We start from the raw sequence: 16128 nt of genomic DNA on the forward strand, positions 1-16128 counted from the left end.
TTTCCACCCCGCGAATGGCATTGATGAATTCCTCTTCCACCCGCCATTCCCCGTGGTCCTCGGGCCGGATCTCGATTTCGGTCAGGGCGTCGTCGCCCCGCTGCGCTCCGTAAAGTTTGCCGTCGCCCATGCGGATGGTGCCTTCGCTGCCGTAGATCGTGGCTTCACTTTCGTCGGCGAGGCCCTGGACGACTGAAATCTTGACATAGGCCGACGCGCCGCAGATCATGTCCATCACGATGTCGATGTGCTCCGGCACCCTGACGGCGCGCATCACGCCCGTTTCGGCGTCGCGGCGCATCTTCGTGAAGGTCTTGCCCTGGGCGAAAACCGAAAGCGGATCCCCGACCCAGCGCCGCATGGCCTCGTACCAGATGCCCATGGTCATGACGTTCATGCCGCTGTAGTCCGTATTGTGCCGCCAGTGCAAAGGGCCGTCGCTGTCGATGAAGTCGCTTCCCGAGGACCGGAGTTCCACGCTGAGGATCTCACCCACGTATCCTTCCGCGATCAGTCGCTGAATGGTCTTGTCCGCCCACAGCGTCATGGGGGAAGGCACGATCTGGGCGACGAGGTCCGGGTTGTTCTGCGCAGCGTCGTGCATGAGCTGGGCCTCTTCGTAGTTCATGGCCATGCGCGCTTCGCACAGGATGTGCTTGCCGTTCGCCAGGGCCGCCATGCTCGTGGCGCAGTGAAGATAGGGCCAGGTCCCCACGACGATGGCGTCCGTGTCTTCGGCCTCGATCAGTTCGGTCCACGTTTCGTAGGTCTTCGGGATGCCGAACTGCTTCGCCACCCGCTCCGACGACGCCCGGCTTCGGTTGCACACGCTGACGATCTTCACGCCTTCAATGGCCTGCAGCTTCGGTATGTGCATGGTCACGGTATTGGTGCCGGCGCCGACCACGCCTACCCGGATGGTATCCATTCGTTTCCCCTTTTGGTCTGCTGGATGAAGTTAAAAAAACTACGTTCTGCGTGCACGGATGATGTCCGCCAGGTTCCGCGCCATCTCCTCGAAACCGGCGGGCGCCGGATGCACGAGGTCCACCGTGAGGCCGGTGTTGGACCGGAGCATGGCGTCTCCCGGAACATGCACGAGCTTCGGGCGGTTCAACTCCAGCACCCGTTCCGCCACGATGGACCGGAAGGTCTGGCATTTTTCGACGCCCGTAAAATCATACCGGCACGGGAATATGTCAATGCAGAAGATCCAGTCGTCGGGATGGGCGTCGGCGATCGTGGTCACGAAGTACGCGACGCGGTTATAAAACTCGTCCACGGTGAAGGACTGCACGACGTTGATACCCATCTCCAGCGTGGCGAAGTGCCAGTCCGTGCGTCCGGCGATGTATTCCGCCATGCCCGCTTCCAGGTGGGCGCCTCCGCCGAATCCCAGGTTGAAGAGATCGGTGCCCAGCAGCTCTGCGGTCCGGGCAGGATATGTGCCCGTGGGCCGGACGGCCGTGCTGCCGTGGGTGATCGACGAACCGTAGGCCAGGTACCGGGTCTGCGGCGCCTGGTCCGGCCTCGGCAGGGACGTGTCGCCTTCAATGGAGAACAGGCGGACCGCAGGCCGCCACGGCAGGACCACCCGGGTGAGGCCGGTATCAAACCGTGCATCGGACGGCGTGACCCGGCGCATGTCCGCTTCGGACTCGGGGCACACAACGGTGATTCGCGTCGGGGTCTCGTCGACGATATGCAGGGCGCTGAAAAAGTCGCCCTGGTACACTTCCGCGAGTGTCGGGCCATCGGGGCTCTGGAGCGTGATAGCCGCCTCCGGTCCCTCCAGGTTGAACCGGATCTCGCACCCGGTGGCCTGCAGGGCGTTGTTCTTCGCCGACTCGTTCAGCGTCACGCGCAGGTCGTTCGGCACGCGGCAGCATATACTTCCCGCGCCGCCGGGGTCGTCCAGCAGTTCGTGTACGTTGTGCAGTTCAGCCTGGCCGAGAATCACGTGAACCTCCTGTCCTAGATATTCAGCAGCCGGGACGCGTTTTCGCCCAGTGCCATGCGTTTCGCTTCGTCGGATATCCGGGCCGTGATGATCTTGCCGATCTGCGGCCTGGGGTCCATCAGGGGCATGTCCGATCCGTAGAGCACGCGGTCGGCCCCGCCCTTTTCCACCAGTTCCTCGATCACGCCGGGCGTCCGGTACGTCGAGCAGGTCTCCAGGTAGACGTTCGGGTACTTCTGCGCGGCGGCGATGGCCTCCGCACGGGCCTCGGGCACGTTGCCGCAGTGGGCGGAGACGAAATTCACCCGGGGGTAGGCCGGCGCGAGGTCTTCGAAGTAACGGGGCCGGCTGTTGATGAAATGGTCCGTGTGGAAGATGATGGCCAGCCCCCGGTCCTGGGCGAACTCGTAGATCGGATGCCAGGGTTACACGTTGAAGCGCCAGGGCGTATAGGGCGGGTAGAGCTTGATGGCCGGAAAACCCAGTTTGTCGATCGCCCTCTCCAGTTCGGGAACCATGCGTTCGGGCATGGTCGGCGAGACATAGGCGAAACCGACGAAGCGGTCCGGGTTCCTGGCGACGAATTTCGCCGTCAGGTCGTTGCCCGTGGTCCCGTCCGGATGAAATATGTGGAACAGGCACGCGATATCGATGCCGACGGCGTCCATGGCCCCCAGGAGGAGTTCCGGATCGTCCACCATGCCGTACCGTTCCCACCGGCCTGTGTGACCGTGGTAGTCGATCACCCTCGTGCCTTCTATCATGACCCCTCCCCGAGTCCGAGCAGCCGCTCGACGTTTCCCGCGCAGATCCGCGCGAGTGCATCCTCGTCCATGCGCGTGTGGTGCAGGTAGAACAGGATCGGCCCCATGGCGTACCGGGGATACCACGAGCCGTAGACGAACCGTTCCGCGCCGAACCGTTCCACGAGGGCCTCTACTTCACCTATGGGTTCGTAGCGGCTGAGTTCCAGCACGGAACGGGAACTCGCTTCCAGCAGCCCGCGAACGACCAGCGCGTGGGTATAGTGCGCGCCGACGAGCACGGCGTGCAGGTCCGGATAGGCCTTGAGCGTCGTGACCAGGTGGTCTGTTTCCACGTCCATCAGCGGGATCCAGATGGGGATCCCGGCGTTTGAAAGAAAGGTCAGGAGATCGTCGTAACCCCATGGGAGAAAGGGAAGTCCGGCGGACTGGCAGTCGTGCAGCCGGACGGAACGCACCCGGCCCCGGCCGTGGAGTTCCGCGATCTGCTCCCGGGAGGTTTCCACCGGCGCGACCGACCACTGGGGGATCAGGCGTCCGTCCTCGTCGAGCCAGTCCTCGAGGTACTCGTTGCCGTCCGTCGGACTGATCTGTTCACCCTGGGCATGGTAGATCACGGCGCGCCCGACCCCGTGGAAATCCATTTCGTCGAGCAGTTGCGCGGGGCTCTGGCAGGGCGATGGTCCGGTATGATGATTGCCCACGCACACATTCGCGTCGATGACGGGCACGCGGGGCGAGAAGGTCAGTGAGGTCACGTGGACGGGTTCCTGTTGCTAAGATGATCCGGCATCCATGCCCGGACGGATGCCGAAAGTACGGTCGAACGCTTCCCAGAGTTCGTCCGGAATCGTCTCGGTGGCGGCCTCGAAGGCGTCGTGGACGTGCCGGATGCTCGCCGGCCCGAACATGACGATGCTGTCCACCGGCGCAGCCAGGCAGAACTGTATGGCCAGGTGGCGGATGTTGACACCGTGCTCGCGGCACCAGGTCCAGATTCGATGGGCGCGCGGCTCGGACCCGGGATGCATGCCCCGCTCGCGATCCGGATCGGGCTCCTGCCCGGTCAGCAGGCCCATGCCCTGCACGCTGGCCAGGATGACGCCCGTTGACCGTCTCCTGGCCGCCGGGAAGATGGTAGCGGCGGCCGTCTGGTTGACCAGGGTGTAGTCCAGGAAGGTCAGGGACACGTCGCTGATGCCTTCGTCGATCAGCCGTACGTGCCAGTCATGGGAACGGGCGCCGAGCCCTATGTTCCTGACCACGCCCTGCGATTTCATCTCGAGCAGCACGTCGAAAACCGCGCCTTCGCGCAGCAATTCCTCCACATCGGCCGGATCGTGCACGAGTACACAGTCGAGGTAGTCTGTCTTCAGGGATCGCAGACTCTGGTCCAGGCTCCACCTGGCGCCTTCCCCGGAGAAGTCCTTCCTGCGTTCGGGATGGGTGCCGATCTTGGCCTGGAGATAGTAGGAGGACCGGGGAACGCCGGAGAGCGCGTCGCCCCATTTCTCTTCGTGGTGGCCCGGATAGGTATCGAAATAGTTGACGCCCAGTTCCAGGGCGGTCTGGATGGCCTCGACCGCCTCGGGGCTTTCGTGCAGAAAGGCGGCTCCCATGGCCAGTGCCGCCGGACGCATGCCGGTTCGCCCGAACGAGCGGGCGGGTAGGTTGTTCACGTACGCTTTCGATTAACGTCTGTCCGCATCAGGGGATTCGTCGTCGTCCTCCCCTGTTTCGTCCTCCACGACGGTTTCATCTTCGTCTTCGATATCGAAGTCCGCATCGTCGTCATCCAGGTCGAATTCGTCGTCGTCCGCTTCGGCTTTTTCTGAGGCTTCGGCCTGGTCCGTTTCGGCCACGTCTTCTGCTTCCGCGTCCTCGGCGTCTTCTGCGACCACGTCTTCTTCTTCCGCTTCCGCGTCCTCGGTGTCTTCTAATGTTGCTTCCGGTTCGCTATCATCGTTCACCTCGGCGACTTCCGCTTCATCTTCCTCCACGTCTTCCCCATCTTCGCCGGCGACTTCCTCCGCAACTTCGATATCCTCGTCGGCTTCGTCAGCTTCATACTCTTCGTCGGCGACTGCCGATTCGGTCTCATCCTCGACTTCTACCGATTCCGTATCTTCATCGGCTGAATCGACAGCCACGGCTTCATCTTCGGCCTCTGCCGACTCCACGTCATCGTCGGCCGCATCGTCTGCCCCGTCCTCCTCGATTTCCTCTTCGGTCTCCACGGTGTCGGCGTCATCCCAGTCGACATCCGCTACCACGGCGGCCTCGGCGACTTCTTCCACACCGTATTGCATAGCCGGCTCCTCGGACTCCTCGACCTCGTCGGATTCGTCCGGCGCTTCGACCTCGCCTACCTCGACGGCAAACGTAACGTACTCGAGCCAGCCCTCGCCCTCGTTGGAAAATCGATGCGCAACCCCGGGCAGCACGTGGGCCGCGGAACCTTCCGTGACCAGTTGGCGGTCCCCGTCCAGATCCTCGACGATGCCATATCCGCTGAGTACGTAGTGGACCAGTTCGATGCCATCCAATTGCTCCCAGGCGGTTCCCTGGCGTCCCTGGACCGCGTAGCGGGTCACGCTTTGCACACGCTGGAGCACGCCGCCTTCTCCGGCCGGGGCATCCTCCTCGCGCCGCAGCAGCGGCCAGGAAACGGTACCGCCTTCCAGTACGACCGGATGGACGTCGCGCCAGTCCCGCACCGCGGGCGTGCCCTCCCGGATTTCTTCGAGCGGGCAACTGACGATCAGGTGCTCCATCCAGCCTTCGCCGTCGTTGAACGCCTGGTGGGGCACGTTGACGGGCATGTAGACGGCCGTGCCGTCCCGGACGTCCACCTTGTCGTCCCCGATCAGCAGCTGGCCGCGCCCACGGAGGATGAAATACAACTGCTCAATGGCGTCGTGCTGGTGGTGGTCCGAGTGTTGATGGCCCTGCAGACCGTGCTTGACGAAGCTGTTGATGCCGTGCAGCCGGTTGATTTCCGGCGGAGAGGTTTCGTCTTTGTCATGGGACTGGTACAGCGTCCAGACCAGCGCGCTGATATGCCCGACATAGGGCGCCTGGTCACGCCAGTTTCGCACGCGGATGCTCATCATATCTCCTTTGGGATTCGGCTGCTACTCCCCGATTCGGAATGCGTGAACTGCGCCAAGTTGTATCAGTCGGTCGATCTCGTCATCGTCGTATCCTGAATCCGATAATACCGATCGCGTATGTTCGCCTTTGACTGGAGGCGGAAGCGGGGCTTCGGACTCCGGCGAATCCGTACGGTACGGCGCCCTGACCTGACGGCTTTCAGAACGGTCGGAAGCGACGAGATGGTAAAACGGGTTTCGATACTGTATATAAGGGTCGTCCGGTAACTCGTCAAGATGGTAAATGGGTGCGCAGGGCACGTCGGCTTCGCGTAGTCTCCGGTCCCATTCCCGGCAGGATGCCGTGGCGAAAACGGCACGGAGTTTCTCCCTGATTTCGGTCGCCCGTTCCAGCCGTTTCTTCGTAGGCCAGCTCCGCCAGCCGTCCAGTCCCATGACGTCGCAGAGACGGACCCAGAAATGGTCCTCGTGGACGATCCCGATGCTGATGCACCGGCCGTCCGAGGTCTCGAAGATACCGTAATGGGGGATGTTCCCGAGGAACTGCCCCCGGGCTGCTTCCGGGTCCTGCGCAGCGGCGGCGATGTCGAGCGCCATCCAGGACAGGACGCAGTCGGTCATGGACAGATCGATGAAACTCCCCTCCCCGGTGGCCGCGCGCCCCAAGAGGGCGGCGGAAACGGCCAGCGCGGCGTACTGACCGGAGGACAGGTCCGATATCAATACGGGAGGGACCGCGGGCGGATCGACGCGTCCGAGCAGGCCGCCAATCGCGAGGTAGTTGATGTCGTGGCCGGTACGGTCCCGGTAGGGACCTTCCTGTCCGAATCCCGAGATAGCGCAGTACACGATGGCGGGGTTCAGACGTTTCGCCGCGGGGTAGTCCACGCCGAGCCGTTCGGCCACACCCGGCCGGAATCCTTCCAATACGACGTCCGCCCGGCCGATCAGGCGGCTCATTACCGCCCTGCCCGCGTCCTTTTTGAGGTCGATCACGATGTTCCGCTTGCCGCGGTTGACGCTGGCGAACGCCGGGGGGAAACCGCGGAGGGGATCCCCGCAGGGCGGTTCCACCTTGATCACTTCGGCGCCGAGATCGGCCAGCAGCATGGCGCAGTAGGGACCCGGCAGTTGCGTGGTCAACTCCACCACCAGGCAGTCGGTCAGCGCGCGTATCATGGTTTCTCTGAGGTTTCGTGCAATGCGATGGCCAACCCGTCGCGCCACGCGTCGAGCTGCTCCAGGTCATATCCATCATCGCCGTGACAGTGCGTGGTTTCGATGGCCGACGATCCCTGGTCGTACACGACGATGCACGGATCGGTCCCTTGCGTTTCCACCGCCGTAAAACCGGACGGAGCGAGGGAGACGCGGCGGTCGAAATCCACCCACCCCTCACGCTCCCAGCCCACGGAAAGCCAGTGGGTGATCCGGCCGCAGTCGCCCATGATCAGGCCGATCACCTCCGCAACGGCGTCGGACGCGATCACCAGCGTGGACCGGGACTGGTTGATCTGGTCCTTCAGCACCTGTGACGTGGACGCGTCCTGGCCCAGTACGGCCACGGCGCCCGCGCGCATGCAGCCGAGTACGGACTCCCACCAGGCCGTGGAGGGCGGCAGCAGGATGAACACCCGCTGTCCCGGGCGCACGCCATGTTGGTGCAGCACGTAGGCGACCTTCTCGGAGCGTATCTTCATGTCCAGAAAGGTCACGTCCGTCGTGACGCCGCCTGCGTATTGCCATCGCAGGGCGATCCGGCCCGGCTCCCGCGCATGCCGGTCCACGATGTCCAGGGCGAAATTGGAAATGGATGCGGTCATGGTCAGTCCATCAACAGGCCGCCGTTGACGTCCAGGATCTCGCCGGTGATATGCCGCGACCTGTCTGATGCCAGGAAAAGCGCCGCCTCGGCCACGTCTCGCGGATCCCCTTTGCTGCCGCCCAGGGGGATCGCGTCGACGAACGCCGGATCGTGATGGGCGGTCAGGGCGGTATCTATAATCCCGGGCGCGATGGCGTTGACCCGGACCCCGTGCGGCGCCAGTTCGCGGGCCAGCGACTTGGTCAGGCACTCGATTCCGGCCTTGGAGACCGAATAGGGCGCGCCGGACACCACGCCGCCGGTCTTTCCCGCAACCGAGGCCAGGTTGATCACAGCGCCGGATTGCTGGGCGATCATGGTGGGCAGCAGGGCCTTTGACAGCAGGAACGGTCCCTTAAGGTTGACCGCCATCACCCGGTCCCATTCTTTCTCCGTGCACGCTTCCACCGACCTGAACAGGGCCAGTCCCGCGTTGTTCACGAGAATGTCCACGCGGCCATACTCCTCGACGACCCCGTCGACCAGGGCGCTTATCTCCGCCGCGACCGAGATGTCGGCCCGGACGGCCCGCGCAGACCGTCCGGCATAACCTTCCAGGTTCAGCTGCCGGGCAGTCTCCTCGGCGGCGGATTCGTTGATGTCCACGACCACGACGGCGGCGCCTTCTTCGGCGAAGATACCGCATATCGCCCGGCCGATGCCCTGCCCGCCACCGGTTACGATGGCCGTACGGTCCTTCAGGATCATGCGAGCACCCTTTCCTCGAACAGCGTGGTGAATGCCTGGACGTCCACCGCGGTGCAGACCCTCGCGTTGGGTTCGTCCCACCGGTCGGAACGGAGATCGGCCACGGTCATCCCCGTGGTGAGATCGCCGGCGGTTTCCACGTCCACCCTGGCCGGCACCGTCGTGACGAGGTCTTCCCGGACGGCGACAGCCACGGCGAGGGGATCGTGGAGAAAGCAGCCGTTGACGCCCCTGTTCTGCCGGTGAAAGGCCACGTAACGGGACGTGCAGTCGCGAACGAAGACGGCCCTGGCGCCCGCCTCAGCGGCGAAACGGTCGATCGTTCCCGCATCCAGGAACGCCTGCCGGGTCACGTCCAGGGGTACGAAGACCAGGGGGATCCCGGAATCGCAGACGATTTGCGCGGCATGGGGATCGGCGTGGATGTTGAATTCCGCCACTGGGGATACGTTTCCGCCGGTCTCGAAGGCGCCGCCCATGATGATGATTGCCCGCAGCCCGCGCATGCGGTCCGGATCCTTCATGACGGCCCGCGCGACGTTGGTGAGCGGCCCCACGGCGATCAGGATAAGCTCACCCGGGTACCGGTCGGCGAGGTCCGTGATCAGATCGACTGCGTGCTCGGTACCCGGCGGCTGGTCGGGATCAGGGTATACGCGGCGCCCGTCCGCGTCCACCTGTCGGGACACGCCGCCCAGTCCGTCCTCGCCGTGTATATCCCCGGCGAAGGCCAATTCGCGGACCAGCGGCCGGTCCTCGCCCGGGGCCACGACCGGTGTTTCACGGGCATCGAGTACGCTCAGTGTAAGGTGAATGTTGCGTACGCAGTTTTCGAGAGACGTGTTTCCGCACACTCCCGTGATGGCCTCGACGCGAAGCTCGGGCGACCGCATGGCCAGCAGGATGGCCAGGGCGTCGTCGACCCCCGTATCGGTGTCCAGGATTACGCGTACGGGCATTCGGGCTCCGTCGGGAGTAGATTCCGGGCCGTCGCAGGCCCTTCCGAACGGCTAAGGTTCGGCTACCGGTCGGCTATCGATCAGCTATCGATCGGCCGGTTCGCGCAGGATGGGGTAGTGCTCCGCGCCTTCGAGCACATCGTCCATCAGTGCCCACGCGACCAGGCCGTCGTCGGACCGGGGTTCCAGCAGGTAGTATACCAGCCTGCCCAGCTTCTGATCCACCGGTACGACCAGCGTGCCGGGTTCCAGCGTTTGGACCACGGGTTCGTAGACGCCCGACAGGGTCCGCTCGTGTCTACCCTGGAAGGGCCGATCGGCGGCCTGCGAAGCGTCTATCCTGAACCGCTCCAGCGCCAAATCGCGCGGACCGGAGAGTTCCTCGTACCAGATGCCGTGGGCGCCAAGCCGTTCGATAACGATGGAGAGGGAGGGGGGTACGAAATATGTCCGGGGCGCGCGCTCCGTCTCCGTCGCGGAGAATGTCCCGTACTCGTACATCGAAGTCGGCTTCAGGACTTCCTTCCGGAGATACATGACCTCGCCCGTGTAGGGGTTGCGCATCTCGTCGACTTCACCCAGCAGGATTTCCACCGGTTCACCGGACCGGGCGAATGCGGAACGGACGGCCAGGTCCAGGCCCACGACCGATTCCAGGTCCACGGTCTCCAGGATCGCGCGTATCGAAGACGCGTTCCGGTGGGCGAAGTGGACGTTCTCCTTCACGAAGGCCAGGGTGGCCATGATGCGATCTTCGAAGGACGCGTAGGCATAGGCTTCACTCAGTATGGCGATACGGTTCCGGAGCCCCACGTAGTTGTTGTTGAACCGGGGCCGGTGATCGAAGGTGTACCATCCCGGCTCACGGGCCGACCCGGCCCGGGGCACGTTGCCGTAGTAGTAGAACTCCCATCCGTAGTTCTCCCGGACGGTGGTTCGCACCTCGGGCAGCCACCGTCCCCGCAGCAGTTCGATAATCCGGCCGTCGGTATTGGGGTTGAGTGGAGGCGAGTAGGTAAGGTGGTAGCCGTGGACGGTACCGTTCGTGGTGTGGAGATCGATCAGCACGTGGGGATCGTATTCGTTCATGAGCCAGACCAGGGACCGCGCCTCGGGGGAGTCCAGCTTCATGTGATCGCGGTTCAGGTCGAAACCCTGGGCGTTCGGCCGCTGCCCCATGCCCCCCACGGGACCATGCTGGCGTGGACGGTTGTACAGGCTGATCCGCTCGTTGCCGTCGGCGTTGTAGATCGGCGCCATCATCAGCACCAGGGAATCGGCCCAGTCCGCATACGCTCCGGAGGCCAGTTCCCGGATCAGCATGAGCAGGGCTTCCTTGCCGCACACCTCTCCGGCGTGGATGTTCGCCTGGACGAACACCCTCGTTTTGCCGGTCCGGGCGATTTCCGCCGCGGATGCGTCCCAGACGTCGCCGTATACGAGCAGGGGCAGGGTCCGGCCTTCCGTCGTATAGCCGAATTCGGTCAGATGAAGCCGGTCGGACGCGAGCACGGCGGCCCGGAGGTAGGACATGACCTCCGCGTACCGGGTCGTCTCGTCGTAATCGGAGAACTCGGCGCGCGTCTGGAGCTCGGATACGTCATATTCCTGGGCGATGGCGGGGCAAGCGGCCGCCATGACCAGGACGAGGGTGGCGAAGATTCGGTACATCGGGTCCCTGCGTTGCTCGGTCAATGTTCCTGGAAGAACTCGATCACCTCGCCGCACGGGCCTTTGAAGAAAGCGACGGTCACTTCCAGTCCACCCAGATTGACGTCCTTCGGTTCGATCGTCACCTCGTATCCATGGGACCGGACGTGTTCGATCGCGGTCCGCGCGTCCGTCGTGGCCAGCGCGATATGGGTGACCGGGTCATTGGGCGAGGGGCCGCCCGGCAAAGGGGTATCGTTCGTGGGCTGGAACAGTTCGATGTGACTGCCGTCCCCGGCGTCGAGGAGCATGATCCTCCGTTCGGCGGGGCCGAATTCCGCCACGGGCTGCATGCCCAGGACCTCCTGGTACAGCCGCAGCGATGCGTTCCAGTCCCTCGTCTGAACGGCCACGTGATGCGTGCCGCATCCGGGAACCAACTGGTTTTTGCTGCCTACCGGCATGAATGTAGTCTCCAGGTTTTCAACGTGCGCTGTCTTCAACGTGCACGGTTCGGCCTACTGTGTACGGCTAGTCTGACCGGATGATTTGAGTGCCCGTGCGCTGACCCCCAGCACGCCCAGGAATCCCTCGGAATCCTTGTGGTCGAAGTCGCCCACGCCCTCCATGGAAGCCGTCGTTTCGGAATAGAGCGAGTTGGGGACGTCCTCGGCCGAAACGAAGGACACGCCGCCCTTGTACAATTCGACCTGGATGGTCCCCGTCGCGACCCGGTTGAACACGTCGACGGATGCTCGCAACGCCTGGGTGGCGGGATCGTACCAGTAGCCCTGGTAGATCTGCTCCGCGATGACTACCGAGGCCTGGTCGAAGGAACGCCGGGCGCGGCGGTCGAGAATGAGCTGCAGCAGGAACTCGTAGCATTGACCGAGGAGCGTCATGGCCGGCGACTCGTAGACGCCCCGGCTCTTGATGCCCACGAAGCGGTTTTCCACCGTGTGGATCCCGATTCCGATGCCGTTTCTGCCGCCGATCCGGTTGGCCGTCTCGATGGCCGACAGCGACGTCACCGGATCTCCGTTTATCCGGACCGGTACACCGTGTTCGAAGCGGACGGCAAACCGTTCGGGCGCATCGGGCGCTTCCCGGGGATGGACGCCCATGCCGGGCGTGATGAAACCGGCCGGGGTTTCGAGCGACTCGAGGCGGCCGGCCTCGTGGGTCAGCCCGAGGATGTTCGCGTCCGTGGAATAGGGTTTCTCGTGGGAAGCCTGTATCGGCAACTCGCGGTCTTCGCAGAAGTCGATCATTTCTTTGCGTCCGGGAAAATCGTCCAGGAAAGCCTGGTCTCTCCACGGGGCGTAGACCTCTACCGAAGGGTCGATCATGTTGGCCACGAGCTGGAACCTGACCTGGTCGTTCCCGCGGCCTGTCGCGCCGTGGGAGAGGATGTCGATGCCGCGCTTCTTGAGCTCGGGCAGCAGGGTCCGCACCGTAATGTGACGGGCTATGCCGGTCGTGTTCCAGTAGTTCCCCTCGTAGGCGGCCTGGCACTGGATGACCTCGATCCCGGCCTGCGCCAGTTCATCCTTCGCGTCTACGATTACGGCGTCTTTCGCGCCGCACCGCATCATACGTTCGGCGACGTAGTCGATGCGTTCTTCATCCGGCTGGCCCAGATCGGCGGTCACGCAGACCACGTCCACGTCGTGATCCGCCAGCCACCGGGTGACGGTACAACTGTCCAGTCCGCCTGATACCGCGGCGCCGACGGTCCTGCCCTTCAACCTACTCAGGTCCATGAGGTCGAAACTCCTCGAAACAACCGGTTAATACGGATTAAGATCGAAATCTGGAAGTAATGCATACGCAAGTCAAAAGTCAAGGCACTAATCGGGGAAGGGGACCTGCATCCGGCGCTTCAGCGCTCACCCGGAACCCCTACAATTCATTTGCCTTTCCCCGGTGGCGCCTCTATCTTCGTATGCGGGTTGAAACGGCGATGAACCGGAGTCTGAGAGGCCTTCGCCAGGCATTGATTCCCCGCCCGCCAGCCACGTCGAATTCAGTCGCCCGTGGGAGGATTCGAGTTGGATCTCTTGCGCGAGTTCCATGGCCCAAACGCCGGATACGTGATCGCGTTATACGAGCAATACCTCGAAGATCCCGAATCTGTCGACGCGGAAACCCGCGCGCTGTTCTCCCGCCATGCAGCTGACCTCGACGGAGATTCAACTGCCAGCACCGACGGCACCTCAAGCGCCGCCAGCCCCGCCAGCACCGACGGCAGCGCCAGTCCGGCCGGTATCGACCAGATCGTCTTCATCGCCAATCTCGCCCAGAACGTCCGCGAGTATGGACATCTCGGCGCCCACCTGGACCCCCTGGCCGATCCCAGGTACTTTCCCTATTCCGTCTTCGCGACCGAGGACGACGCCGCACTGGGCGACCCACTGACCGAGCTGGAACTGGAGGCGCAGGGCGTGACCGAAGTGACCATGCGGCAACTGCCCTCCTCCCTGATCGGCGGTCCGGTGGGCCAGCAGTGCGACAACGCCTCCGAGGCCCTCAAGAAACTCAAGCGCGTCTATTCCTCTACCACCGGTTACGACTACATGCACATCGAGGTGCCTGGAGAGCGGGAATGGCTGCAGGAGGCTGCGGAAACCGGGCGGTTCAGACCCTCGGAAGATGACGAGAGCGCACTGGCCATCCTTGACCGTCTCACCGAGGTGGAGGTTTTCGAGCAGTTCCTGCACCGGACTTTCCCCGGCAAGACCCGGTTCTCTATCGAAGGCCTGGACACCATGATCCTCGTCCTGGACGGGGTGATCGGCGAGGCCGCGGAGAACAACACCTGCAACATCCTCATCGGCATGGCCCACCGGGGCCGGCTCAACGTGCTGGCCCACATCCTGCACAAATCTTACGAACACATCCTGGCCGAATTCCGGGACCCGGTGCAGCGGGTCAACAAGACCGGCAACGACACGGGCTGGACCGGCGACGTGAAGTACCACAGCGGCGCCCAGCGCAGATACCAGGACCGGCAGGGCAAGGAAGTGGACCTGCATATCCACCTCGCACCGAACCCCAGCCACCTGGAAGCGGTCAATCCGGTGCTCGAGGGCATGGCCCGCGCCGCGGGGACGATCGTCAACCTGCCGGGGGACGTCCGGCCCCTGCCCGAGCGGAACCTGCCCATCCTGATCCATGGCGACGCGGCGTTTTCGGGACAGGGCGTCGTCGCGGAGACCTTTACGCTCTACCGCGTCCCGGGTTTCAGGACGGGCGGCACGATCCACCTCATCACCAACAACCAGCTCGGATACACCACCCCGTCGGAACAGTCCCGCAGCACGCTGTACGCCAGCGACATCGCGCGGGGATTCGAAATCCCTATCATCCATGTGAACGCCGACGACCCGGCAGCCTGTCTGGAGGCCGCCCGCATCGCCTACGCCTACCGCGTCAAGTTCCGCAAGGACTTCCTGATCGACCTGATCGGGTATCGCCGGCACGGCCACAACGAGGGAGACGATCCTTCGCTCACCCATCCCAGTCTCTACCGGCGGATCGACGCCCATCCGACGGTAAGGAAGCTGTGGGCCGATCGGCTCGTGGCGGAGGGCCGGCTCGAAGCGGGTAAGCCGGAGGAATTGGTCGCCGGCCGCATGGGGGCCATGCAGACGATGCTGGATGAATTGAAACCGGAAGAAGTGCTCGAGGAACCCTATTACAAACCGCCCAGATCCGGCACCGCGAAGCGCACACGCTCTTCCGTCTCCATGCGGCGTCTGAAGAACCTGAACAAGGCGCTGTGGACGTTCCCGGATGGTTTCAACCTGCATCCCAGGCTCAAGCGGGTGATCGAACGCCGGCGGCGGACACTGGACGACGTGGACGCCAGTAAAATCGACTGGGCCCATGCCGAGACCCTGGCCTTCGCCACCATCATCGAGGACGGCGTGCCGGTCCGCTTAACGGGCCAGGACGTGGAGCGAGGTACCTTCAGCCAGCGGCACAACGTGCTGCACGACTACGAGACCGACCGGGCCTGGACGCCGCTGCGGCGGCTGCCCCAGGCGAACGCCTCCTTCGAGACGCGGAACACGCCGCTGACCGAATACGCCGCGCTGGGGTTCGAATACGGGTACAGCATCCAGGCGCCGGAGCGGTTCGTACTCTGGGAAGCCCAGTACGGCGACTTCGTGGACGGCGCCCAGATCATCATCGACGAATTCCTCGTTTCCGGCCGGGCCAAGTGGGGGCAGACCTCGTCCCTGACCATCCTGCTGCCGCATGGATTTGAAGGGCAGGGGCCGGATCACTCCAGCGGGCTTATGGAGCGATTCCTGTCCTTCGGCGCCGATTTCAACATCCGCATCGCCAACTGCACCACGGCGGCCCAGTACTTCCATCTGCTGAGGCGGCAGTCAAGGCTCCTCGAATCCGACCCGCTGCCCCTCATCATCATGACACCCAAGAGCCTGTTGCGTCATCCCGACGTGGCTTCTTCCGCCCGCGAACTGGCCGAAGGGAAATGGATGCCGATTATCGAAGACGAGCGTGCGGAGGAACATCCGGAGAAGATCAGGAGACTGGTGTTCTGCAGCGGCAAGGTGTACGTCGACCTGATGAACGACGAGCTGTGGGAAAGCGCAACTCATGCCGCGGTCGTTCGCATCGAACAACTCTACCCGGTGGCGGAGGACCAGGTGGCCAGGATCATCGGGCAGTTCCCCCGGCTGGAGGAAGTCGTCTGGCTCCAGGAAGAACCGGAAAACATGGGCGCATGGGACTACATCCGCAAGGTCCTGGAGACGGTCCTGAACGGCCGGTGCCCGATCTACTGCGTATCCCGCCCTCCGAGTGCGGTGCCCTCGGAGGGTTCGACGGCCATTCACAACCAAAACCAGAAAAGTCTCGTTAAAATGGCCTTTGACATGGGCGCGTCGGGAAATATCGAGATGCATTGACAGATCGCCGCATCCGGCGCATTTTGTACGATTCGGGCATGCGTCTGGAAACCGGAACTCGCAGGCTCGAGGCAGCCGCTTCAGTCTGGTCGAAAAGAGTCTGAATCACGGTTGTCCTGATCGGAGCGTGAAGAGAACGTTCGTAGATTGAGGTGAAAACCCGGGGAGTT

Annotated in this window: 15 protein-coding genes; 1 reads left to right on the forward strand and 14 read right to left on the reverse strand. The window is 63.6% G+C overall.

The window, feature by feature from the left end; all coding sequences use genetic code 11:
* The 14 genes from F4Z81_08625 to argG form a co-directional block, all read right to left on the reverse strand.
* On the reverse strand, window positions 1–928 hold a 928-nt coding region (locus tag F4Z81_08625; GenBank protein ID MXW05112.1), incomplete at its 3' end, for a Gfo/Idh/MocA family oxidoreductase.
* Between the two features lie 39 nt (window positions 929–967).
* Window positions 968–1960 carry a hypothetical protein gene (locus F4Z81_08630; GenBank protein MXW05113.1) on the reverse strand — a complete coding sequence of 331 codons (993 nt, stop codon included), beginning with the start codon at window positions 1958–1960 and terminating at the stop codon, window positions 968–970.
* A 14-nt stretch (window positions 1961–1974) separates the two neighbouring features.
* Window positions 1975–2373 carry an amidohydrolase family protein gene (locus tag F4Z81_08635; protein MXW05114.1) on the reverse strand — a complete coding sequence of 133 codons (399 nt, stop codon included), beginning with the start codon at window positions 2371–2373 and terminating at the stop codon, window positions 1975–1977.
* A 12-nt stretch (window positions 2374–2385) separates the two neighbouring features.
* The gene (locus F4Z81_08640; protein MXW05115.1) at window positions 2386–2724 is read right to left on the reverse strand and encodes an amidohydrolase family protein; all 339 of its coding nucleotides are present in this window, start codon (window positions 2722–2724) and stop codon (window positions 2386–2388) included.
* A complete protein-coding gene (locus F4Z81_08645) occupies window positions 2721–3482 on the reverse strand; it encodes an amidohydrolase family protein (GenBank protein ID MXW05116.1) in 762 nt (253 codons plus the stop codon). Before F4Z81_08645 ends, F4Z81_08640 begins: the two co-directional genes overlap by 4 nt.
* An 18-nt stretch (window positions 3483–3500) precedes the next feature.
* Complete coding sequence (locus tag F4Z81_08650) at window positions 3501–4403, reverse strand: aldo/keto reductase (GenBank protein MXW05117.1); 903 nt, start codon at window positions 4401–4403, stop codon at window positions 3501–3503.
* 12 nt (window positions 4404–4415) lie between these two features.
* Window positions 4416–5837, reverse strand: coding sequence for a cupin domain-containing protein (locus tag F4Z81_08655; GenBank protein MXW05118.1), 1422 nt, complete (start codon window positions 5835–5837; stop codon window positions 4416–4418).
* Window positions 5838–5858: 21 nt separating this feature from the next.
* Window positions 5859–7016 (reverse strand): CoA transferase, encoded by a 1158-nt coding sequence (locus tag F4Z81_08660; GenBank protein MXW05119.1) that lies wholly within the window; start codon window positions 7014–7016, stop codon window positions 5859–5861.
* Complete coding sequence (locus F4Z81_08665; protein ID MXW05120.1) at window positions 7013–7660, reverse strand: AMP-binding protein; 648 nt, start codon at window positions 7658–7660, stop codon at window positions 7013–7015. Before F4Z81_08665 ends, F4Z81_08660 begins: the two co-directional genes overlap by 4 nt.
* 2 nt (window positions 7661–7662) lie before the next feature.
* Entirely contained in the window at window positions 7663–8409 is a 747-nt protein-coding gene (locus F4Z81_08670; GenBank protein MXW05121.1) for an SDR family oxidoreductase, read from the reverse strand.
* Window positions 8406–9368 (reverse strand): nucleoside hydrolase, encoded by a 963-nt coding sequence (locus F4Z81_08675; protein MXW05122.1) that lies wholly within the window; start codon window positions 9366–9368, stop codon window positions 8406–8408. The genes F4Z81_08670 and F4Z81_08675 overlap by 4 nt, the downstream gene beginning before the upstream one ends.
* Before the next feature lie 84 nt (window positions 9369–9452).
* The gene (locus tag F4Z81_08680) at window positions 9453–11039 is read right to left on the reverse strand and encodes a peptidase M14 (GenBank protein ID MXW05123.1); all 1587 of its coding nucleotides are present in this window, start codon (window positions 11037–11039) and stop codon (window positions 9453–9455) included.
* Window positions 11040–11059: 20 nt separating this feature from the next.
* The gene (locus F4Z81_08685) at window positions 11060–11482 is read right to left on the reverse strand and encodes a VOC family protein (protein MXW05124.1); all 423 of its coding nucleotides are present in this window, start codon (window positions 11480–11482) and stop codon (window positions 11060–11062) included.
* A 54-nt stretch (window positions 11483–11536) separates the two neighbouring features.
* Complete coding sequence (gene argG, locus F4Z81_08690; GenBank protein MXW05125.1) at window positions 11537–12781, reverse strand: argininosuccinate synthase; 1245 nt, start codon at window positions 12779–12781, stop codon at window positions 11537–11539.
* A 288-nt stretch (window positions 12782–13069) separates the two neighbouring features.
* Between argG and F4Z81_08695 the strand changes: the two genes are divergently transcribed.
* Window positions 13070–15958 (forward strand): 2-oxoglutarate dehydrogenase E1 component, encoded by a 2889-nt coding sequence (locus F4Z81_08695; GenBank protein ID MXW05126.1) that lies wholly within the window; start codon window positions 13070–13072, stop codon window positions 15956–15958.
* Window positions 15959–16128 lie beyond the last annotated feature (170 nt).

Source organism: Gemmatimonadota bacterium (assembly GCA_009835325.1).
Taxonomy (GTDB): Bacteria; JAAXHH01; JAAXHH01; order JAAXHH01; family JAAXHH01; genus JAAXHH01.